Here is a 21,762-nt window from a genome sequence, read left to right as displayed (position 1 = left end):
TCTATACGCAAAATAAAATGGCCTGCCATTAAATGACAGACCATCAGCAAACAAAATTACAGCTCGATTACATCCAAATCATCCGGCACAAAGATATTGCCATGATAATATTCTTTGGCTTCCGCCGTGTAATCGCCCTTGCGGGTATTGATGTGCTTATCCTCAGTATGGTAGAGCACGAGATTTTTCACCGCTAACTCCTCGGCCAGTTCGCTGGCTTCTTTTACGGTGCTGTGGTTTTTCTCATAGGGCTTGAAAATATCCCTATCCTTGTACTGGCAGAAGGCTTCGGCCAGCAGCCAGTCAGCCTTTTCCGCATACTGTCTGGCATGTTCGTTTTAGGGTTCATCACCCAGGCAGGTAAACTTCAGCCCGTCGGCAAATTTGAGTTCATAGCCGAACTGCTTGGCCTTGGTGGACATGATATCAAAGGAGGTCAGCTTAAACTGCGGCAGTTCGATGCTTTCCCCGTCTTTGACTTCCTGCAGGATAATATCCGTTCCCACACGGGCAAAGTCTTTTTTCTTGAGGGTCATAGCCGACATCTTTTCGAGCATATCCTTGACCACATCATGGCAGTAAATATGGAACTTGCCGTCATACTTGCCCTTGTTCATGAGGTCCGCCACCTTGCGGATAATCCAAACCACGCCGAGTACGTGGTCGGTATGACCGTGGGTTACGAACATATGATGGCACTTATTGTAGTCAAAATTCGTAACTTCGAGCTGGCGCAGAATGCCATTGCCGCCGCCGGCATCAGTCAGGAACAGACTGCCGTCCTCCAACTCCAAAAAGAAACAGGTGTTAAAACATTTCGTGGCCATGGCAAAGCCAGTGCCGAGGATAACCAGTTTGCGCATAACAATCTCTCCTTATTTCTTGTTTGTCAATTTTTCCAAAGCCTGACGGGCAGCTTTTTGTTCGGCCTCTTTTTTGCTTCTGCCGGTACCTGTCCCCATGACCTTACCGGTAATGAGTACATTAAAGGTAAAGGTCTTGTCATGGTCTGGGCCGGAAGTGCTCACGAGTTCATAACTTACCGTCTGCTGGGCTTCCTGATAGACCACTTCCTGTAAGATGGTCTTGTAGTCTTTGAGTATGCCCCCCTGCTCTACTTTGGCAAAGAGCGGCATAAGCTGACGCACGACATAGTCCTTGGCGGCTTCCCAGCCCTGGTCTAAATAAATGGCACCGATTACCGCCTCGAATACATCTTCTAAGTTGGTCTGCCGATCACGGCCACCGCTCATTTCTTCGCCATGGCCTAAGAGCAGATAGTCGCCCAAATGAAGCGTCCGCGCAAGTTCCGCAAGGCTGCTGGAGCAGACGATGCTGGCTCTGGTCTTGGTCAGCTGACCTTCGGGCATCTGCGGAAACTGCATATAAAGATAGGTGCTGGAGGCAAGCTCCAGCACCGCATCTCCCAAAAATTCGAGACGTTCATTATGGACGATGTTTTTTTCTTTGGCTTCATTGGCATAGGACGAATGAATCAGCGCCTTGTGCAACAGGGTTAAGTCCTTAAACTCCACACCCAAACGTGCCGACAGTTCCAAAAGCTCTCCCTTGCGTTTAGCCGTTAGTGTATCTCCCATCGCCCGTTATCCTCTTACTCCGCGTACTTCTTCAGCAGCAGGCAGGCATTGTGGCCACCGAAACCGAAGGAGTTAGACATAGCGGCACGAACCGTCTTGGCTTTGGCCTTGTTGGGCACATAGTCGAGGTCGAGGCCTTCGTCCGGAGTTTCGTAGTTGATGGTCGGCGGGAGCATATCGTTTTCGATAGCCATAGCCGTAGCGATTGCTTCAACACCGCCGGCAGCACCGAGCATATGGCCCGTCATGGACTTGATGGAGGAAACGGAAACATTCTTTGCGGCCTGCCCCCATACAGCCTTGATGGCTTCGGTTTCACCCTGGTCATTGAGGTGCGTGGACGTACCATGTGCATTGACATAGTCCACTTCTTCAGCCTTCATGCCGGCATCATCAAGAGCCAGCTGCATGCATTTTGCCTGGAACTCACCATGGGGAGCCGGGCTCGTCATATGATAAGCATCGGAGTTTGCACCATAGCCGACTACTTCAGCGTAGATATGTGCGCCACGAGCTTTTGCATGGTCGAGGCTTTCGAGGATTACGAGGCCTGCACCTTCGCCCATAACGAAACCGCTGCGGTTCTTGTCGAACGGACGGGAAGCATGAGCCGGGTCATCGTTGTGGTCCATACAGAGAGCCTTCATAGCCGCAAAACCTGCTACAGCAGCTTCGGAAACAGCAGCTTCCGTACCGCCGGCAACCATCACATCAGCATCGCCGCGCTGAATCACACGGAAAGCATCACCGATGCAGTTAGAACCCGTAGCGCAGGCCGTAACCGTGCAGCTGGACGGACCATGGAGCTTGTAGGTGATAGCGACCTGACCAGCAGCCATGTTGGCAATCATCATGGGTACAAAGAACGGGCTGATACGGGAAGGGCCTTTGGCAAAGAACTTCTCGTACTGGCTGTGCATGGTTTCAATGCCGCCGATACCCGTACCAATGAAGGTACCCATGCGGTCCAAATTTTCCTTTTCGAGGTCCAGACCGGCATCTTTGATGGCGAGATCTGCAGCTGCTACAGCAAACTGCGTGTAACGGTCCATGCGCTTGGATTCTTTTTTATCAATGTACTGGGTCGGGTCAAAATCCTTAACCTCGCCAGCAATCTGCGCCGTGAATTCAGAAGCATCAAAACGGCTGATCTTGTCAATACCGTTACGGCCTTCCATCAGGCCTTTCCAAAATTCATCTTTGCCCGTACCGATAGGGGTAATGGCACCTACACCAGTGATAACTACGCGATTACTCAAAACGAATAACTCCTCTCATCTACTAAAGCAGCGATGTCCTCATATTTAGTCAGCAGCTTCGGCTTCCGCGATAAGCTGCTCAAAAATTTCATGTGCGGTCATAATCTTGTCAATACGCGGCATATATTCTCCCGTAAAGACCAGACCCGTTTCCACATCACCCTGCTGTGCACGAGTCAGCGCACGAATGATGCAGAAATTGTGCTTGCACGCCTTCAGGCAGGCATCACACTGTGTCGGAGGCACAGGGCCTTCCATAACCCTCGCCGAGAAAGGCGTGCGCACAGCACGGCCAGGCAAGCCGACAGGGCTATGAATAACTACAATATCCTCCGGTTTGGATTTCAGATAATACTCTTTGAGGGCCGGCGCCGCATTGCTTTCCTCGCAGGCTGCGAACCGGGAACCCATCTGAACGCCTGCAGCGCCCAGCTTTATAAAATCAACGATGTCCTGGCCATGAAGTGCACCACCGGCTGCAATCACAGGAATCTTTACTGCGGAGCTGACATCAGCGATGAGGTCACGCACCGACGTATCGGTTCCCAGATGGCCGCCAGCTTCCTTGCCTTCCAGCACGATAGCTGTTGCGCCAAGACGCTCTGAAATTTTAGCTAATTTAACGGAAGAAACAATAGGAACAATCGGCGTTCCGGATTCCTTCCCCAGTGCAAACATATCACGGGAAAAACCAGCCCCGGCTACCACAAGGTCAATGCCTTCATCAATAGCCACCTTCACCACTTCGGCAAAGTCGTTAGCTGCTACCATGATATTGATACCGATGATACCAGACGTAAGCGAACGTGCGAGCCGGATTTCATACCGCAGTTCGTCATGGCTCATACCCGATGCCGCAATGAGGCCGATACCGCCTTCATTGGCAACTGCTGCCGCCAGACGGGCTGTGGACAAGCGAATCGCCATACCGCCCTGTTGAATGGGAACGCGGGCGACTTTATTGCCTATTTTCAGCTCTGGAAGTTTCAATGTTACTCCTCCAATCAAGCTTACCCACCTTGAAAAATCCCGCGAAAACAAGTTTCACGGGATTTTCAAACAGGTAAGACGCTCAAACTTATTTGTTCTGGTCTATGTAGGTAACTACGTCCTGAACGCTCTTGATCTTCTCAGCAGCTTCGTCCGGAATTTCAATGTTGAATTCTTCTTCGAAAGCCATGATCAGCTCAACAATATCCAGGGAGTCAGCTCCCAGGTCATCGATGAAAGTGGACTCGAGGGCAACCTCGTCAGCCTCAACACCTAACTGCTCAACAACGATATCTCTTACTTTATCAAAAGTCATGAAGTTTCACCTCCTTAAATTGATGTCCATCTATAGTTATATCACATAACCATGCCACCGTCTACATTGATGACCTGACCCGTGATATAGGACGCATTATCCGATACCAGGAATGCTACAGCATTTGCCACATCTTCCGGCGTACCCATGCGGTTCAAGGGAATCCCCGTAAGCGTCATTTCCTTTGCCTTGTCCGTCATGGCTGCCGTCATGTCCGTGTCAATAAAGCCCGGTGCTACCATGTTCACCGTAATGCCACGAGCAGCAAGTTCCTTGGCTGCCGATTTGCTGAAGCCAATTACACCAGCCTTGGCTGCTGCATAGTTGGTCTGACCGGCATTGCCCATAAGACCGACTACCGAAGCCATATTGATGATACGGCCGCTGCGCTTCTTCATCATGAGCTTGGAAACAAGCTTCGTGCAGTAGAACACGCCCTTGAGGTTCGTGTTGATAACTGCATCGAAATCCTCGTCCTTCATGCGCATCATGAGGCCGTCACGCGTAATACCGGCATTGTTCACCAGAATATCAATCTGGCCAAAAGCTTCAACCGTAGCATTTACCATAGCTTCTACGGCTGCGCTGTCTGCCACATCAGCCTGCACGAGAATGGCCTGCCCGCCATTCTTCTCGATTTCTGCCTTGACTTCCTCAGCCTTGGCCGTGTTGCCTGCATAGTTGATGGCAACCTTGGCGCCTTCAGCGGCCAGTTTCAAGGCAATGGCCCGGCCAATGCCTCGGGAAGCACCCGTAACGAGGGCAACTTTTCCGTCTAAAAGCATATTAGCGAACCTCCTTGAAATAGTCAAGAGTTTTTTGCAGGGATTCGATATTTTCCACATTCATGCTGGTAAGGCTCTTGTCGATACGGCGGTTGAAACCGCAGAGCGTCTTGCCCGGGCCAGCTTCTACAAAGGTATCAGCGCCAAATTCCTGCATGGTCTTCACGCAGTCAATCCACTTAACCGGATGGTCTGCCTGTGCCACAAGGTTAGCCTTGATGTCAGCAGCACTTTCTTCGAGCTTGCCCGTGTAGTTGGAAACCACCGGAATCTTGGCATCGCGGATATCCACCTTGTCGAGTTCTGCTGCCAGCTTCACAGCTGCCGGCTTCATCAGCGTGGAATGGAACGGAGCGGATACCGGCAGGATAACTGCCTTCTTGGCACCAGCTTCTTTAAGCATTTCCACAGCAGCTTCAACGCCTGCAGTAGTACCGGCGATAACCGTCTGGCCGGGGCAGTTGAAGTTAACCGCCTGTACTTCGCCAGCTTTTTCCGTAGCCTTAGCGCAGGCATCCACGATTACTTCATCAGACAGGCCGATGATTGCTGCCATGCCGCCCTGACCGACAGGTACAGCTTCCTGCATAAACTGACCGCGCTTATGCACAAGCAACACTGCATCCTGGAAATTCATGACATCAGCAGCAACGAGAGCGGAATACTCGCCCAGGCTGTGACCGCCGACAACATCCGGCTGAATGCCGTGTTCCTTCAGGATTTCATTAGCAATCACACTCATGGTGAGGATTGCCGGCTGCGTATTCGCCGTCAGCTTCAAATCTTCAGCGGGGCCTTCAAAGCACATATCCTTGATGGAATACCCCAGTGCTTCGTCAGCTTCCTTAAAAAGCTTCTTTGCTACTTCATACTGCTCGCAGAAGTCCTTGCCCATGCCTACGGCCTGAGCACCCTGACCAGGGAATACAAATGCTAATTTATTCAAGACTATAACCCCCAATTACTTGCAATTCCCCTGAATAGCATCTATAACATTTGGCAAACCGCCAACAATGTCTTCAATAATCTGTTTTACGGGCTTAATATCGCTGAGCATACCGGAAATCTCGCCAATCATGACGGAACCATTTTCCACATCACCTTTATGCGTAGCGAGGTGCAGCGTGCCTGCGCCCAACTTTTCCAGTTCTTCAGCAGATGCACCGGCTGCCTCCATCTCCTCGTACTTGCGGGAGAGTTTGTTGGCAATGATGCGTGCCGGATGACCAAGGCTTCTGCCCGTAACCACCGTGGAACGGTCCTTTGCCTTGAGTACGAGATTTTTGTAGTTCTCATGCGCAATGCACTCCTCACTGAGTACAAAGCGGGAACCCATCTGTACAGCCTGTGCGCCGAGCGCAAAAGCTGCTGCCATACCACGGGAATCACCGATACCACCGGCACCGATTACCGGTACATCAACAGCGTCCACAACCTGCGGCAAAAGTGCCATCGTCGTGATTTCGCCGATATGACCGCCGGATTCCGTACCTTCGGCGATAACCGCATCTGCACCAGCACGTACCAAGCGCTTAGCCAGAGCAACGGAAGCTACTACCGGAATAACCTTGGTACCGATTTCCTTGAGAGCCGGCATGTACTCGCCGGGGTTGCCTGCACCGGTCGTGATTACCGGAACACGTTCATCGATAACAACCTGCATGACTTCCTTAACAAAGGGGCTCATCAGCATGATGTTCACGCCGAAGGGTTTATCCGTCCACCCCTTGCACTTCTGGATTTCTGCCCGCAAAATATCAGGCGGCATGTGGCCGGCACCAATAATGCCCAAACCACCGGCATTGGACACAGCCGAAGCCAGTTCTGCTGTACCAATCCAGGCCATGCCGCCTTGGAAAATCGGGTACTTTATGTTCAGTAACTTACAGATTGCATTGTTTTCAAACATTAAATACGTCCTCCTTAGCCTTTTCAACGCTGGATTTTCCATGCCAGTGATTAAGACTCTTTCATTAATACTTCTTCCTGCTCCAAAGTTTCCCGAATATGCTCCAGCACCTTGCCGTTTACATAGTCGTTAGCGACTCCGATAGCACTGCAAATGGACTTGGCATTTGACGAACCATGACTGATGATGCACACGCCGTTGACACCTAAGAGCGGTGCGCCGCCGTATTCAGAAGCGTCCAGCCGCTTGCCCAGCTTCTTGAGCGTAGGCATTAAGAGGAGTGCGCCAAGCTTTGCTAAAATCCCGCCATCTTTGATGGCTTCCTTTATCAGTTTCATGATGGTCTTTGCTAAGCCCTCTGCAAATTTTAACACAACATTGCCCACAAATCCATCACAAATTACAACATCAAAATTTCCCTTGGGAATATCGCGGCCTTCTGCATTGCCGCAGAAGTTAATGCTGCGCAGTTCCTTCAACAGTGGATAGGTTTCCCGGGCCTGTTCATTGCCCTTGGTTTCTTCCTCACCGATATTTAACAGCCCTACCCGCGGATTTTTTATACCAAATACATATTCAGCATAAATGGACCCCATCATGCCGCTCTGTACCAGATGAATGGGCTTGGAGTCCACATTGGCACCGGAATCGAGCATGAGCGTTACGCCCTTGGTCGTCGGAATCGGCGTCGCAATGGTCGGACGGCCAATGCCCTTGATGCGCTTCAGGATAAGCTGCGCGGCCGTAACGGCTGCCCCGGTACTGCCTGCGGAAAGTACCGCATCGCACACACCGTCTTTTACCAGCTTTGTCGCTACAACGACAGAAGAATCTTTTTTCGAGCGCACCGCATCAGCAGGATGTTCGTCCATTTCGATAACCTGCGTCGTGTGATGAATCGTAATGCCGAGATTCTCCCAGCCCGTTTCCCGTTTCAGCACTTCACGGATTTTCCCTTCATCACCAACCAGTACGATTTCGCAGCCATATTTCTTGGCCGCCCGCACTGCACCGAACACAATCTGTTCAGGAGCAAAGTCGCCCCCCATTGCATCAACTGCAATTTTCACGAATCTATTTCCCCCTTACTTTTCTCCCCACGAAACCACGATGAATTTCGCCCGGAAAACTTCTTGGGTCTCATTATGGGTCTTGACCCATATAAAATATTTATTACCGCGCACCTTGACGATTTCGGCTTTAGCAATCAGCTTTTCGCCTACATGCACAGGTACTTTGTACTTCACATTGGCCACACCGGTTACAGCCATCGGCGCATCTACAATCGCCATGGCCAAAGAATCGGCCTGCGAGAACATGAAATGCCCCTTGGCAATCTGGGTCTTGCCAAAGACCATATCCTCCGTTATCTTCAGCAAGGAAATGCCCGAACGGCCAAGCTCCAAATCGATAAGCTCACCGACCACTTCATTGCTCTGTATCGCTTTGACTTTGTTCTGAGCATTTTCTGCCATCTTCCGAATGCGTCCTCTAAGTTCCGGAATCCCCAGTTCCAAACGGTCAAGGCGGATGGTCTGTACGCTTACATCCAGCTGTCTGGCCAGCTCTTCGTCAGTAAGAAAAGGCTTGCTTTTTACCTTTTCAATCAGCTGTTCCTGACGAATCTTTTTCTTCACTCTTGCCATTCGTACACCCCCTTTCAAATTTAGTACCTGCTATTACAATCTCATAACATTGCCTATTATAAGGTCTATGTACTAAAAATGCAAGAGACAAATGACATTTATTTCGATAAATTCACAGCGGGCAAATAAAATAAGCAGGACAAACCCTCGTCCTGCTTATTTCTTTTTCGCTTATTCAGCTGCTGCCACAACTTCTTTGCCGTCATAGTAGCCGCATTCCGGGCATACGTGATGGGGCATCTTCGGTTCATGACACTGCGGGCATGCAACGAAGCCCGGAGCCTCCAGTTTCCAGTTAGCACGACGGCTATCGCGACGAGCCTTGGACATTTTTCTCTTTGGAACTGCCATTTCGGATACACCTCCTTGAAACTAGCGTTATGCTTAGTCTTTCTTCAATAACTGCTGTAATGCTGCCATGCGCGGGTCAGGGATAAAACGGTCGCATCCGCAATCGCCTTCATTTAAGTTATGCCCACACTTTGGACAAAGCCCCTTGCAATCGGGCTTGCATATATTACTGAGTGACTGCGCCGCCAGCAGGGTATCACGCACCATGTCTTCAATATCCAGCAAATCTCCACTAAAGACATTTACCGAATCGTCCTCACCTTCATCACGGGTGAAGTCCTCGGAAAACTCATGTACCTGTTCCTCGCGGCAGTCGGTAAGGCAGCGATTGCAAACGAAAGTCTTGACCACTTCAATCTTGCCGCTGACACGCCAGCGCATCCCCGTGTAGACTACCGTACCCGTGACCTTTATGGGGTCCTGGAACTCATAGTCATCACTCAGGGCATCCAGCTCGGCTGCTGTCACCGCAAAAGAAAAGGGCAGCTCCCTGCCTAAATCAATTTGTAATTCAGCAATATTAATATTCATCATTTCAGCATCAACCTCGAACTATTTTAACAGCTGCTACCCCGTTTGTCAATGGGATTTACTTGACGGCTACCGTATGCTCAGCGTCAATCTTCTTGACCTTCTCCACGCGGCGCACATATTTTTCAGCCGTCAACGGGTCCGTGTGCATCCAGGTCTTTACCGTTTCCATCGCGATAGCGCCGCCGATGATCTTGCCGCCCAGGCACAGTACATTGGAGTCATTATGCTGACGCGCCAGTGCTGCACAGAACGGATCCTGACAGACAACGGCAAAGATGCCGCGCAGTTTGTTGGCAATCATGGCACTGCCATAGCCTACGCCATCGACAAAAATACCGCGTTCACACTCGCCCTTGGCTACAGCCGTAGCTGCCGGCAGCACGAAATCCGACAGGTCGCAGGATTCTTCATCATAAGTGCCGAAATCTTTGACCTCATGGCCTTCGCTTTCCAGATACTTCTTGATTTCCTCTTTGAGCCGCGTGCCGGCATGGTCATTAGCCATTGCAATTTTCATACGAAAAACCTCCCGTTACAATCCATACAATGATACATTGATTGTAGCGGGAGGGCTTGCATTTGTCAATATTTTCACTTCGAGCCAAAAGGGCGGCGGACGAGGAGGCAATAACTTTCGTCTGCTTATGCAGGCTTACCTAACGCGTCCGAAAGCCATTGCCTCCCCGCCCGCCTGGGGCTTGCTACTACAAGTTTCTTTCCTGATTTCTTCTACTGCAAAAGTGACAGTACACTAGCCTTACATTCCCTTATAATGTATTCTTATATAATCTATCGATATAGTTTTGCACGCCAGCTACATCCACCATTCGCAATGTTCCTATTTTGCGACGAAAATCTTTCGGCTCCAAGCGCAAAAATTTTGAGATTCTTATGGTTGACGGATCAGATAGACCTGCCTGCCGCCACTTTTGTACGCGATACTCGCCCCAAAAGCTCTCTCTTGGCGGAGTTCTCGTAATTTTTAATGCGGCATAAATTCCCCTTTTTTCATCAATGACCAAAACTGGCCTGTCATCGGCCTTGGATGGGTCATCCTCATAAGCAACGCTTGCGAACCATAGGTCATATGGCTTTATGTCTTTATCGCCCATCAGCCCATTCCTCCGGAAGAACATAATGGCCAGTAACTTCATCCCTATGACCGATAAAATCGTTTTCCGATAAAACAGGCATAGAAAAACTTTCCAAAACCGGTAATGACTCAAAATACTCCTGAATATCTTTTTTCGGTATCACATTGTTCACATGGGCTTCATAGACTTTGCTCCACGGTGTGCCACTTCTATGTGTCATATCCACCAAACCACTGGTAGAGTATCTGGAATAGGCCCGTAATACATCAATCAACAACTGTGCTTCTTCTTCCGAAAAATTTTTATCATAATTCTCATTGTCCACATCTTGTATTTTATTCCTGCCTGCCACCTTAAATCTATGATAAACAGCAGGAATCACCGGCCCTAAGTCCCACGCAAAAAAGTCATCATTAAAAAGAGGTTTCCCATTGCGCCTTACCAGACTCCAGCCCTGTGCAAAAAATAACAGTTTGTTGACACGCAAATTGGTCATATTGTCGTCAGGGTCGTTGAGAGCTGAATCAACAAAAAAGTCCGCAACATCTTGAACTTTACACATTGCCTGCACCTCCCTGTGTTTATTGTAGCATATCTGCTACACAATTTGAATTATTGTAGAAAAATATTATCTGTCCCACGGTGTCTTAACGGCGTAATGTATGATACTAAGCCCGGTGACGGCTAATGCTTTTCCGTCGCGCTTGACAAGCTTGTCTAAGCAGAGGAAAAGTATTAGCCGTCACCGGGCGTCTTAACATATAAATATAAATAAACCTAAACGCCAAGCCGTTCATTGAGCACCCGCAGTGCCTCCTGCTGTACCACCTTCAATGGTACCTGTTTTTCCGCCGCCAGTTTCCGGCAATCTTCGTATTCTGGCGAAACACTGCAAAGCTTCCCATTCCAGGCGCTGACCTTGCAATTCACCACACCGTACTTGGTCTCCACCTTGGCGATATGGCGGGCTGCTTCTAACCGTTCCCCTACAGGCATAATCCGCAGGCCGATGCTGGTGGTTTCCGCAAAAATAATCCCTATGCAGGCAGATTTTTTTTCCTCCGCTGTCAACACCGAAAGTTTCTGTGCCGGGCGGTTTTTCTTCATAAATATCGACGTTGTCCAAACGTCCAAGGCCCCTGCCGCAAGCAGTTTTTCATAGAGATAGCCATAAATCTGCGGATTCATATCGTCAATATTGGCTTCGATAATGGACAGCTTGCTATCCACTGCACCATTGTATTCCCCCAAGTAAGCCCGCAGTACATTGGGAATGGACAGTTCATGACTGCCAGCCCCATAACCGATACACTCCGTCACAAAGCCTTTGGGCAGGCTTTCGCTATAAATGCCCAAAGCACGCACAATGCCCGCGCCGGTAGGCGTCACCAGCTCTTTTTGCTCTGTGCCGCGCTCGGTCTGCCAGCCGATTAACAGTTCCGCCACCGCCGGAGCCGGGACAGGCAGAAGGCCATGCGCACATTTTACAAAACCACTGCCCACAGTTAACTGCGAAACAAAGACACGCTCGATTTCCAGATAATCCAGGCAGATAGCCGCGCCCACGATATCGACAATGGAATCCACAGCCCCCACTTCATGGAAGGATACTTCCTCTGCCGGTTTGCCGTGCACCTTGCCCTCAGCTTGGGCAATTTCCATAAAGATGGCTAGTGCCTGCTGTTTCACCGCCATATTTAATGAAGATTTTTCAATCAGTTCCCGGATATCTTTCATACTGCGATGTGCATGATGATGTTCTCCATCATGATGTTCATGATGCTTTTCGCCATGCGCCAGCAGATTCACCTCCACATAAAGGGAATGTATGCCCTTGCGCTGCGTTTCCTTTACGTCCAGCGCAAATTCATCTGCCATAGGCAGTTTTTTTAATTCCTTTTCCAGATACGCCACAGGCACACCAGCCTGCAGCATTGCTCCCAAAAACATATTGCCGCTGATGCCGGCAAAACAGTCCAAATATAGCGCGCGCATTCCGTCACCTCAATTTATTAATCTTGCTGGCCAAAGCACCAGCGCCAAAACCATTGTCAATATTCACTACGGATACGCCCGCAGCACAGCTATTCAGCATGGAAAGCAGGGCCGCTACGCCATGAAACGAAGCACCATAGCCCACACTGGTCGGCACAGCGATGACCGGTTTATCCGTAAGGCCGCCCACCACACTGGCCAGTGCACCTTCCATCCCCGCAATGACGATAATGACATTTGCCTGCTCAATATCTGGCAAATGGGCAAAGAGACGATGTATCCCCGCCACGCCGCAGTCATAATGCGTCTTGACGCTATTGCCAAAGAGGTAAGCCGTCAGCCTTGCTTCCTCGGCCACAGGAATATCGCTGGTTCCCGCCGTCAAAATCAGGATTTGATGCTGCTCGTCCCGCACCTTAGCCGTATCCCGGTCAAGGTAAACTGCCCGGGCCATTTCATCATATTCTGCTTCCGGCACTTTTTCCAGCACTTTTTCATAGTGCTCCCGCCCTGCTCTGGTGGCCAAAATATTGCCCTGGCTATGCGTATACAGAGAATAAAAAATATCCCGTACCTGTTCCGGGGTCTTGCCCGCAGCAAAAATCACCTCTGGCATGCCCTGCCGCAGTTCCCGATGATGGTCAATGGCCGCAAACTTCATCTCCTCAAAAGGTGTTTCAGCAATTTTGTCCACCGCTTCTTCCTCGGTCAGAGCACCATTTTTATACGCCTGTAAAAGTTTTGCTATATCTGTTTTCTTCATGCTGTCACCTCAATTCCTATATCTATTATAATCGTTGGAGTATACTACAAGTCAAATATTATCTTCGACAAACATACTAAAAGCCCTCCCCAGGAAGGAGGGCCAAAATACACCGACGTTAATTATCCCAAAAACTCCACATGCGCTCGGCCTGTGCCTCTTTCTTCTCTGCCTCTACCTCGCGGGCAATATTCAAATCTTTCTGCCCATACCCTGGTGTAAGATTGATATTCTTGGAAAGCCACTCATCGGAGAACAGCGGCTTATCCATGAGAATGGCGTGGATTTGCGTTTTAACCTTCTTCTGCGCGGACTCATCACCGCCGGACTGAATAAAATCTCCCAATAAATGCCCGATTGTCTGTAAGGCGGCTTCCTTTAATGCTCTGGTCGTAGGGTCTAAAGTTGACAAACGCAGAATCGAAAACGTCTTGCTGTCGTCTGATGTCAGCATGGTATCCCCCTTAGCCATAATCCCGGCATCGCGCAATTTTTTCGCCATTTTCTCCGGAATCATGTCATTGGGCAGCTCTGCCAGCACCAAATGGCTCTCTGTATTCCCGCAAAGTGTCTTTATCCCGGCATCATGCAAGCCTTTTTCCAACGCTCTGGCATTTCTAAGTACCTGTTCACAATAGGTCTTAAACGCTGGACTGCCTGCCTCCAAAAATGAGGTTGCCAATGCAGCCAGCACATTTTTCTTGACCATAGAGTGCCCTGTATCCAGCACAGCCTGGTCCATGTTTTCCGCTAAATCCATAGTCGTAAAGATAACTGCACTTTGCGGGCCATGGAGCGAATCATCGGTGGGCATGGTCACCACATCAGCATAAGGTATCGGTGACGGAGCACAGCCTGCCGCCACAGCCCCCGCATTCTGGCCAATATCCACCCAAAGGTAAGCCCCAACCCCTGCAGCGATCTCCTTGAGCCGGGCATAATCAATATGGCGGGGATAATTTACCGGGGAATAAATGATCAGCCGTGGCTTACGTGCGCTGGCCAGTTGTGCTACCCTGTCCAAATCAATCTGTTCCGTTTCCGGCTCAATGCTGAACGAAACAAAATCATGCCGCAAATGTTCGCCTATACAATGTTCCGCCTTGCGGCGGTTAAAGGAAAGAATGGTATCGCCCGTAGTGGCCAAAGCCTGAAATACCACCCGGGAAGCAGCGGCAATATCGGAAATCCGCACAATAGCATGGTCAGCACCGAAGAGTTTCTCTGCCCGCCGGGCCGCAATATCTTCCAAGATCAAATGACTCTGCACAGCATGATGGTCTAAATGTCCATTGCCAAAAATACTGGCCTTCAAATACGCACTAAAGGGCGACACCGCATTCGATGTGGGCAAAAGCGACAGGGTAAAACGCTGTTTCTGTATTTCTTCCTGCAACAGTCCATATATTTCCGGGTCGAAAGCCGCCAGACTCTCGGTAAGCGTTTGATTCTGCATGCTCATATCCTCCTCACATACCTGTAATCCAGCTGACAAAATAAATTGCTAAGGGAATCGTCACACAGGCAATGCCGATAAAGTCAATATATACACCGGTCTTAATCATCTTGGTAATAGGAATGTAACCCGATGCATAGACAATCGCGTTCGGCGGCGTAGAAACCGGCAGCATAAAGCCAAGTGATGCCGAAAGCGCAATCCCCACCGATACCGGAACAGGACTGATGCCTGCTGAAACCGCTGCCGTAATCGCCAAAGGCCCTATCATATTCGTAGCCGCCGTATGGCTCGTGAGTTCGGAGAGCAAAAGCGCCATAACCGAGAAAATCGCCACCATCGCAATTTCCGAGGGTGCACCGCCCATAGAGCTGACGATTAAATCGCCCACCCACTGTGAAAGACCGGTCTTATACATCATGCCGCCCATAGCCAGGCCGCCGCCAAAGAGAATCAGCGTCCCCCACTCAATCCCCTGCATGGCCTCTGACCATTTCAGCGTGAACTGGCGTTCCTTGAAATTCACCGGCATGATAAAGAGCAGCAAAGCACCAGCCATAGCCGCAATAGCTTCCGGGAACAGGCGGTTATACATCTTGAGCAGCGGGTCTGTACTGCCAAAGGCAATGGACAAAAATCCCGGCAATACCCAAAGCGTAACGGCAACGATAAACGCAATCAGCGTATTTTTCTGGGCACGGGTCCAGCCACCAAGCTCTGCCAGTTTTGTCCTGATGAACACATCTGCGCCCTCAATATGGTCTACATCGGCTGGAAACATGTGGGATAGCACCACATAGGCGATAGCGAAATAAATTACCATCGCAATAAAGCCCCAGGTCATCCATTGGAAGAAGGACACATGAATATCACACATGGTATCCAAAAAGCCCAGCATGATGAGGTTCGGCGGCGTGCCGATAGGCGTAAGAACACCACCGATGGAGCAGGAATAAGCTGTCATCAGCATCAGTCCGGTTGCATATTTATATTCATGCAGATGAATCTCCCGCCCATTGGCTGCAAACATTTCTTTAATGGAAGTCAACAGGCCCAGACAGATGGGAAACATCATCGCCGCAGTAGCCGTATTGCTGACCCAGCCGGAGCAAAGAGCTGCCGCAAGGCCAACCGCTAGAAAAATCCGCCTGGGATTAGAACCGACCCACTCACGTGAGAGCAGCCAATAAGCAAAACGCTTATCCAGCCCATGCGTCATCATGGCCTTGGCCAGAATAAACCCCCCCATGAACAGGAAAATCATGGGATTGGCAAAGGCTGCAAACGCTGTGCCCACAGGTACTACGCCCGTAATAACCGCCAGCGTTGGTCCGATAAGCGAAGTAACCGGAATCGGTACGGGTTCGGTAATCCACCAAAGTGCTACCAGTACCATAATCGCCAAAAGTTTGTGGGCTTCCAAGGTCACTCCGTCAATAGGCGTCATAAAGACCAATAATGCCAGTATCGGTGCACCGAAAAGCCCAATGGTGCGCCGCTTGCGGTCAAAGGCTTCTTCTGCCGCCTTGACCGCTGCCGCTTCAGATTGTCTTGCGTCCACCTGATAAACCTCCTTTACTCACACATTTCTTCAAAATAAGCAGTTCTTCTATTGGGATTATTCGCTCCCTGAAAAAGAATTCCTGCCAAATAAAACAAGCTGCTACAACCATTTTGCTGTAGCAGCTTGTTTGCTATTCTTATTTTTATTTTCTCTGCGCAGGAGCGAGCTGTTGGCGCGGTTGCGCCTGCTGTTGCGGCTGCTGTTGTTCCTGCTGACGGGCGGCCTGCTGGTTCATCTGCATCTTCGCCTGCTGCAGAACATTCAAGGCCTGCTGTAGACCAGCTTCAGCCTGACGAACCCCCTGAAAAGTGCCATTCACATGACCAATCAACTGGTCAAAGACCTGATTGGCATAGGCATCAGCATTCGTCTGCAGCTGAATAGCATTGGTCTGCGTGCGCTCCATGATTTCCTTTTCCTGTTCCTGCGCCTGCTGAACAATAGCTTTGGCCTTTTCTTTGGCCTGCTTGACCAATTCATTCTCATTCGTAATGCTCTCAGCATATTCACGCGCCTTGCGCTTGATTTCCTCAGCCTCTTCCTCGGCCTGCTTGATAATCTTTGCCTGATTGCGCATGATTTCATCGGCCCGATTCAGTTCTTTGGGCAAATCATTGCGCAGTTCCTCTACATAATGGACCAATTCATTATCATTAATAAGCGTCTTTTCCGTAAATGGCACACGGGATGCTCCCACGACCATGTTTTCAATTTTATCTAAGGTTTCGCGTACCGACGACATATTTGCTACATCCTTTCCCTATCTGCACTGCTCTTTTTTATTTTTCATCGCCTGTTCTACACAGGCAGGTACCAATCCACTTACACTGCCCCCAAAACGGAATACCTCCCGCACTCCAGATGAACTTACATAAGACAAATCCGGCCGGGTCAATAAAAACACGGTATCAATTTCAGGATTCAAGTGCTTAATCATATACGCTTCATTTTCTTCATACTCCAAATCCTTTACCGAACGCACACCCCGCACGATAATCTTGGCATCCTGCTGCGCCATAAAATCGGTAATCAGACTGGAAAACGCCATAACACGGACATTCTTTAAATGAGCCACAGCTTCCTCAATAAGCCTTACCCGCTCATCGACAGAAAAAAATCCCTGCTTTTCAATATTGCGGAACACGCAGATGATGAGTTCATCAAACATACGGCTTGCCCGCTCAAAGACATCTACATGCCCCAGCGTCACCGGGTCAAAACTGCCCGAACACACCGCCCGCCTCATGCTTCTTCCTCCTCTGTTTCCACGTAGGCACGCCACTGGAAAAAACTAAGCTGCGTCGTATGGCCGTATCGGCGGTTATGAACCAGCTGCAAGCGCGAAAGTTCTGGGATTTCATTTTCCTCAGCGCCATGCTCCACAACCAAGATACCATTTTCTGCCATCAGACCATCAGCAGAATCAATCTGCTTCAGCGCCTGCTGCCATAATCCTTTATGATACGGCGGGTCACAGAAAATCAAGGAAAACTCCGCCCTGCCTGCCGTCTGTCGGGAAAGTTCAGCAAATACATCACCACTGCGAACTGTGCCCTTTTCCTGCAGACGGGTGAGCTGTAAATTTTCGGTAATGAGCTTCGCCGTCGCTTTATCCACAAAGACGGCAGACTCTGCCCCACGGGAGAGCGCCTCCAGCCCTAGATTGCCTGTACCGGCAAAGATATCCAAAACCTTACGTCCAACAACCATTTGGCCTAAGATATTAAACAGCGACTCTTTCACCCTGTCCGCCGTTGGCCGCGTAACCTCTGCCCCTTTGGGCGTTTTCAGGCGGCACCCCCGCGCCGAACCGGTAATTATGCGCAAATTTCTCACTCCCTAATACAGAAACACTATTATTTTAGCATATTTTCGTAAAATAGTGAACTATATATCCGCTAAAATACAGCGAAAAAGCACATCTGTAAAGCGGATTATTGTGCTATACTTGAATCATCATTTTGACCAAGGAGTTTACCGTGAAAAAAATCATGTTTCTACCCTTGCTGCTGTGTTTTTTTTGCGCACTTTGGCATGCAGGGCTTTCCCAAAACACCGCTGCAGGCACGCCTGTGCCCAGCCGCCAGCTGAATAAAAATATCCTGCTTGTCCCCTTGGACGGGCGTCCTCCCTGCAAGCAGTTCGTCATCGACAGCGGCGCGATTGCGGGCTTTAACGTAACGACGCCCCCCAGTGAATTGCAGGACTACTACTCCGCCCCCGGCGATACTGCCGGCATGCGCAAATGGCTGCAGGAAAATACGCCCCATAACCAAGCTGCTCTTATCTCCATCGACCAACTGCTCTACGGTGGACTGCTCGCCGCCCGCGAAAAAGAAGCCACACCTGCCCAACAGGACGATTTGGTGAACTTCTTGCGCCAGCTCCATGCCGATAATCCCGCGGTTCCCCTGCTGGCCTTTTCCATTCTGCCCCGGCAGACACCACAGGATACCATCGACGGCTATCAGGAGCGCAAGGATTTACTCGCCTACTCCCGCTTGAAAGGCCGTCAGGCAGCAGGCCTTTCTATCGATGAACAGGAACTGTCCCGCTTAGAAAGCGCCATTTCCCCGGAAAGCAAGGAAAAATATCTGGCGCATTTTCAGGAAAACGAAGAACTCAACAAAAAACTCATCGCTCTCGTAAAAGAAGGTGTCTTGTCTAAACTGGTACTCGGGCAGGACGATGGCGAGGAATACAGCATTCCCAATATCGAAAAAGCCCACCTGAAAGACTATATCACCAGCGAAAACCTTCCCACGGAAAAAGTAATCCTGACCCACGGTGCTGACGAAATCGCCCTGACCATGCTGGCCGCCTTCCAAAATGAACAAACAGGCTTTTGCCCGCAAATTTATCTTGCCTATAACCATAACAAGACTCCTGAAACCGTTATGCCCTATATGGCCATTGATAATCAGGAAACCGCCCGCGAAAAAATCGCCCTGATTGGCGGGAAAGAGACGGACAATAGGGAAAACGCCGACTATATCCTATATCTTTCCGCTAATGACTACGAAAAAGACACTGTCAGCAGCCGCCGTGCCAATGTACAGGAATTAAAAAATTTAACTGCTGAGGGCCAAAATATCGCTCTCGTTGACCTGTCCAAACACTTCACCGCGCAGGAAACTTTGCTCCCCCTCCTGCTGGATAGCGATTATACTCTAAACACCCTCACCGCCTACGCCGGCTGGAATACCGCCAGCAATGCCATCGGCACCGCCATAGCCTCTGCCAGCCTTTACACCAGCGCACAGCAAACAGCCCAAAGCCGCGAAGAAGCCATGAGCATTGCCGCCAGCAATATCAAATTCCTGCACAACCGCATCTTGGAAGATTATTTCTATCTAAAAGAAGATATCGACACCATCAATCACACACTAAAAAAAGCCGGCTATCAAAACACCGCCGACTTAGACCTCGAACACAACTGGCGCTGGGCCAACCATATGCTGCAGAAAAGCATGCAAAAACACCTCGCCGCCTACAAACAGACCAGAGCCGTAAAAAATCCCGCCCACTTCCATACCCCACAAGGCGATTTCACATTATGGGTCAGTGACCTGACCATTGAACTAAGCTTCCCCTGGCCCCGTACCTTTGAGATATATTTGGAAAGTACGCCCTATATTGTTGCGCAATAGATTCGAGAAGTTCGATAAACTAAGACGGAGGGGAGGGGCGGCAGTAACTTTCGTCTGCTTAGACAAGCTTGTCAAACGCTGCCGAAAGCCACTGCCGCCCCGCCCCTCCTCAGTTTTAGCATTTTTACCCTAGCACCACCAAGTAAAGCTATTCCCCAATCCTGCCCCCCCTTATTAGCACCTCGTAAAATACGCCCTAAGCCGTGGGGACTGGTGATGTTTTTCCGCAGCTTTTGACAAGCCTGTCTATGGCGAAGGAAAATATTACCAGTCCCCACGGCGCCTTTAGCACATCTATGTAATCTACGCATTAAGCCGAGTGGGCTGATGATGTTTTCCGCAGCTTTTGACAAGCCTGTCTATGGCAAAGGAAAATATTATCAGCCCACTCGGCGTCTTAGTACAACGATGTAATGTAATGCAATGCAAACACTAAGCCCGGTGGCTGATTATGCTTTTCCGTCGCGTTGGACAAGCCTGTCTAAGCAGAGGAAAAGTATAATCAGCCACCGGGCGTCTTAGTTCATCGATGTAAACCTAAGCCGAAAGCCGTTTTATGCCTCAGCCCCAGCCACACCGCTGTCATATTTCTTTTCTTCCTGATCCATCACGATGGTAACAGCACCATCGCCCGTGATATTCAGGCAGGTACGGAACATATCGAGCACACGGTCAATACCAGCCACGAGAGCCAGGCCTTCGAGCGGCAAACCAGCCGTCTGCAGTACCATGGCCAGCATGATAAGGCCAGCGCCCGGAACACCTGCGGTACCGATGGAAGCCAGCGTACCGGTCAGGATAATCATGAGCATCTGTCCCATAGTCAAATCAACACCGAATACGTTAGCGATAAAGAGTGAGCACACACCCATGTAAAGAGCTGTGCCGTCCATGTTGATGGTCGCGCCTAGCGGCAGAACGAAGGAGGAAACTTCACGAGATACACCGAGTTTTTCCTGACAGTTCTTCATGTTAATCGGCAGCGCTGCTGCACTGGAACAAGTGGTGAAAGCAATCATCATGGCTTCACTCATGCCACGGAAGAATTCCATCGGCGTATGGCCGCCCCAAACGCGGGCCAGCGAGGAGTAAACCACAATAGCATGAATCACGCAGCCAACAGCTACACAGCCGATAACGGACATCAGCGGCAGAAGTACTGCCGGGCCGTTTTTCGCTACTACCGGTAGGAGCAGAGCAAACACACCAATCGGTGCAAACTGCATGACGATGCCGATAATCTTGTAGGAAACTTCAGCAGCGGCATCAAAGAACTTCATCAGAAGCTGTGCGCGTTCGCCGCCCACATGGACAATCCCAATGCCCACGAACAGAGAGAATACGATAACCGGCAAAATCTGCGCTTTTGCCATAGCGTCAATCGGGTTTGCCGGAATCATGGCTACCAGCACCTGCATAAGCCCTGGTGCTTCTTTTACCTTTACTGCGGCATCACTGGTAAGTGAAAGCCCCGTCCCCGGGCTGACAATCCCTGCTACGCCGAAACCAATCAAAATGGCCACTGCCGTCGTTGCCAGATACAAACATACGGTCTTGGCACCAATACGGCCCAATTTCTTGGTATCACCCAAGCTGGTCATGCCGACCACCAAAGAGAAGAAGACCACCGGCACAATCATCATCTTAATCAGATTGATGAACATGGTACCAATCGGAGCAATCCACCAATTGATAAACGGCAGAGACGATTCGCCTGCTATCAGGCCAACCACCACGGAGAGAACCAGAGCGATAAAGATTTTGATGGAAAGATTCATACTATCACTCCCTTTTACAAAAAATCCTTAATAAATGCGCTTCCATCTGTCTTTATTATACGGAATATTGTAAC

At 49.9% G+C, this 21,762-nt stretch carries 25 protein-coding genes; 1 reads left to right on the top strand and 24 read right to left on the bottom strand.

Going from position 1 to position 21,762, the window contains the following annotated elements:
- Positions 1 to 56: 56 nt before the first annotated feature.
- The 23 genes from G598_RS20355 to rsmD all read right to left on the bottom strand — a co-directional run bounded on the left by G598_RS20355 (position 57) and on the right by rsmD (position 18,087).
- Entirely contained in the window at positions 57 to 191 is a 135-nt protein-coding gene (locus tag G598_RS20355) for a hypothetical protein (protein WP_272867104.1), read from the bottom strand.
- A 147-nt stretch (positions 192 to 338) separates the two neighbouring features.
- On the bottom strand, positions 339 to 863 hold the full coding sequence (locus G598_RS17585) for an MBL fold metallo-hydrolase (RefSeq protein ID WP_245582788.1): 525 nt from the start codon (positions 861 to 863) through the stop codon (positions 339 to 341).
- A 12-nt stretch (positions 864 to 875) separates the two neighbouring features.
- Positions 876 to 1,598: a ribonuclease III gene (rnc, locus tag G598_RS0109470; RefSeq protein ID WP_026766769.1), complete on the bottom strand. Its 723-nt coding sequence runs from the start codon at positions 1,596 to 1,598 to the stop codon at positions 876 to 878.
- A 14-nt stretch (positions 1,599 to 1,612) separates the two neighbouring features.
- Complete coding sequence (gene fabF / locus G598_RS0109465) at positions 1,613 to 2,857, bottom strand: beta-ketoacyl-ACP synthase II (protein ID WP_026766768.1); 1,245 nt, start codon at positions 2,855 to 2,857, stop codon at positions 1,613 to 1,615.
- A gap of 45 nt (positions 2,858 to 2,902) precedes the next feature.
- Positions 2,903 to 3,847 carry an NAD(P)H-dependent flavin oxidoreductase gene (locus G598_RS0109460; RefSeq protein WP_026766767.1) on the bottom strand — a complete coding sequence of 315 codons (945 nt, stop codon included), beginning with the start codon at positions 3,845 to 3,847 and terminating at the stop codon, positions 2,903 to 2,905.
- Positions 3,848 to 3,935: 88 nt separating this feature from the next.
- Complete coding sequence (locus tag G598_RS0109455; protein ID WP_014423880.1) at positions 3,936 to 4,163, bottom strand: acyl carrier protein; 228 nt, start codon at positions 4,161 to 4,163, stop codon at positions 3,936 to 3,938.
- A 41-nt stretch (positions 4,164 to 4,204) separates the two neighbouring features.
- Positions 4,205 to 4,948, bottom strand: coding sequence for a 3-oxoacyl-[acyl-carrier-protein] reductase (gene fabG / locus G598_RS0109450; protein WP_026766766.1), 744 nt, complete (start codon positions 4,946 to 4,948; stop codon positions 4,205 to 4,207).
- A gap of 1 nt (position 4,949) precedes the next feature.
- Positions 4,950 to 5,894 carry an ACP S-malonyltransferase gene (gene fabD, locus G598_RS0109445; RefSeq protein ID WP_026766765.1) on the bottom strand — a complete coding sequence of 315 codons (945 nt, stop codon included), beginning with the start codon at positions 5,892 to 5,894 and terminating at the stop codon, positions 4,950 to 4,952.
- A gap of 15 nt (positions 5,895 to 5,909) precedes the next feature.
- A complete protein-coding gene (gene fabK, locus G598_RS0109440) occupies positions 5,910 to 6,857 on the bottom strand; it encodes an enoyl-[acyl-carrier-protein] reductase FabK (RefSeq protein WP_026766764.1) in 948 nt (315 codons plus the stop codon).
- 50 nt (positions 6,858 to 6,907) lie between these two features.
- Positions 6,908 to 7,927, bottom strand: a complete 1,020-nt coding sequence (gene plsX, locus G598_RS0109435) for a phosphate acyltransferase PlsX (RefSeq protein ID WP_026766763.1) — start codon at positions 7,925 to 7,927, stop codon at positions 6,908 to 6,910.
- A gap of 15 nt (positions 7,928 to 7,942) precedes the next feature.
- Positions 7,943 to 8,503, bottom strand: a complete 561-nt coding sequence (gene fapR / locus G598_RS0109430) for a transcription factor FapR (RefSeq protein ID WP_026766762.1) — start codon at positions 8,501 to 8,503, stop codon at positions 7,943 to 7,945.
- A 171-nt stretch (positions 8,504 to 8,674) separates the two neighbouring features.
- Positions 8,675 to 8,854 carry a 50S ribosomal protein L32 gene (rpmF, locus tag G598_RS0109425; RefSeq protein ID WP_026766761.1) on the bottom strand — a complete coding sequence of 60 codons (180 nt, stop codon included), beginning with the start codon at positions 8,852 to 8,854 and terminating at the stop codon, positions 8,675 to 8,677.
- A gap of 33 nt (positions 8,855 to 8,887) precedes the next feature.
- Positions 8,888 to 9,388, bottom strand: a complete 501-nt coding sequence (locus G598_RS0109420) for a YceD family protein (RefSeq protein WP_026766760.1) — start codon at positions 9,386 to 9,388, stop codon at positions 8,888 to 8,890.
- Between the two features lie 55 nt (positions 9,389 to 9,443).
- Positions 9,444 to 9,905 carry an RpiB/LacA/LacB family sugar-phosphate isomerase gene (locus G598_RS0109415; protein WP_026766759.1) on the bottom strand — a complete coding sequence of 154 codons (462 nt, stop codon included), beginning with the start codon at positions 9,903 to 9,905 and terminating at the stop codon, positions 9,444 to 9,446.
- A 250-nt stretch (positions 9,906 to 10,155) separates the two neighbouring features.
- Positions 10,156 to 10,500, bottom strand: a complete 345-nt coding sequence (locus tag G598_RS0109410; protein WP_026766758.1) for a type II toxin-antitoxin system PemK/MazF family toxin — start codon at positions 10,498 to 10,500, stop codon at positions 10,156 to 10,158.
- Positions 10,490 to 11,044, bottom strand: coding sequence for a Panacea domain-containing protein (locus G598_RS0109405; protein ID WP_051180144.1), 555 nt, complete (start codon positions 11,042 to 11,044; stop codon positions 10,490 to 10,492). Before G598_RS0109405 ends, G598_RS0109410 begins: the two co-directional genes overlap by 11 nt.
- A 215-nt stretch (positions 11,045 to 11,259) precedes the next feature.
- On the bottom strand, positions 11,260 to 12,477 hold the full coding sequence (gene larC / locus G598_RS0109400; protein ID WP_026766756.1) for a nickel pincer cofactor biosynthesis protein LarC: 1,218 nt from the start codon (positions 12,475 to 12,477) through the stop codon (positions 11,260 to 11,262).
- A 4-nt stretch (positions 12,478 to 12,481) separates the two neighbouring features.
- Complete coding sequence (larB, locus tag G598_RS0109395; protein WP_026766755.1) at positions 12,482 to 13,240, bottom strand: nickel pincer cofactor biosynthesis protein LarB; 759 nt, start codon at positions 13,238 to 13,240, stop codon at positions 12,482 to 12,484.
- A 118-nt stretch (positions 13,241 to 13,358) separates the two neighbouring features.
- Positions 13,359 to 14,696, bottom strand: a complete 1,338-nt coding sequence (locus G598_RS17580) for a PLP-dependent aminotransferase family protein (RefSeq protein WP_037363793.1) — start codon at positions 14,694 to 14,696, stop codon at positions 13,359 to 13,361.
- A 13-nt stretch (positions 14,697 to 14,709) separates the two neighbouring features.
- Positions 14,710 to 16,257 carry an SLC13 family permease gene (locus G598_RS0109385; protein ID WP_026766754.1) on the bottom strand — a complete coding sequence of 516 codons (1,548 nt, stop codon included), beginning with the start codon at positions 16,255 to 16,257 and terminating at the stop codon, positions 14,710 to 14,712.
- 145 nt (positions 16,258 to 16,402) lie between these two features.
- Entirely contained in the window at positions 16,403 to 17,002 is a 600-nt protein-coding gene (locus tag G598_RS17575; protein WP_037363791.1) for an ATP synthase subunit B family protein, read from the bottom strand.
- Positions 17,003 to 17,020: 18 nt separating this feature from the next.
- A complete protein-coding gene (coaD, locus tag G598_RS0109375) occupies positions 17,021 to 17,506 on the bottom strand; it encodes a pantetheine-phosphate adenylyltransferase (RefSeq protein WP_026766753.1) in 486 nt (161 codons plus the stop codon).
- Positions 17,503 to 18,087, bottom strand: coding sequence for a 16S rRNA (guanine(966)-N(2))-methyltransferase RsmD (gene rsmD / locus G598_RS0109370; protein WP_026766752.1), 585 nt, complete (start codon positions 18,085 to 18,087; stop codon positions 17,503 to 17,505). Before rsmD ends, coaD begins: the two co-directional genes overlap by 4 nt.
- A gap of 152 nt (positions 18,088 to 18,239) precedes the next feature.
- Here rsmD and G598_RS0109365 point away from each other — a divergent pair, with 152 nt between their 5' ends.
- Positions 18,240 to 19,910 carry a DUF4127 family protein gene (locus tag G598_RS0109365; protein WP_080656998.1) on the top strand — a complete coding sequence of 557 codons (1,671 nt, stop codon included), beginning with the start codon at positions 18,240 to 18,242 and terminating at the stop codon, positions 19,908 to 19,910.
- A 554-nt stretch (positions 19,911 to 20,464) separates the two neighbouring features.
- Here the strand turns inward: G598_RS0109365 and G598_RS0109360 are convergent.
- Complete coding sequence (locus tag G598_RS0109360; RefSeq protein WP_026766750.1) at positions 20,465 to 21,688, bottom strand: dicarboxylate/amino acid:cation symporter; 1,224 nt, start codon at positions 21,686 to 21,688, stop codon at positions 20,465 to 20,467.
- Between the last annotated feature and the right edge of the window lie 74 nt (positions 21,689 to 21,762).

The sequence above is a fragment of the Selenomonas ruminantium subsp. ruminantium ATCC 12561 genome, assembly GCF_000424065.1.
Taxonomy (GTDB): domain Bacteria; phylum Bacillota; class Negativicutes; order Selenomonadales; family Selenomonadaceae; genus Selenomonas_A; species Selenomonas_A ruminantium.
The sequence above is the reverse complement of the archived record's forward strand: the minus strand, read 5'-3'. Positions and strand labels throughout refer to the sequence as shown.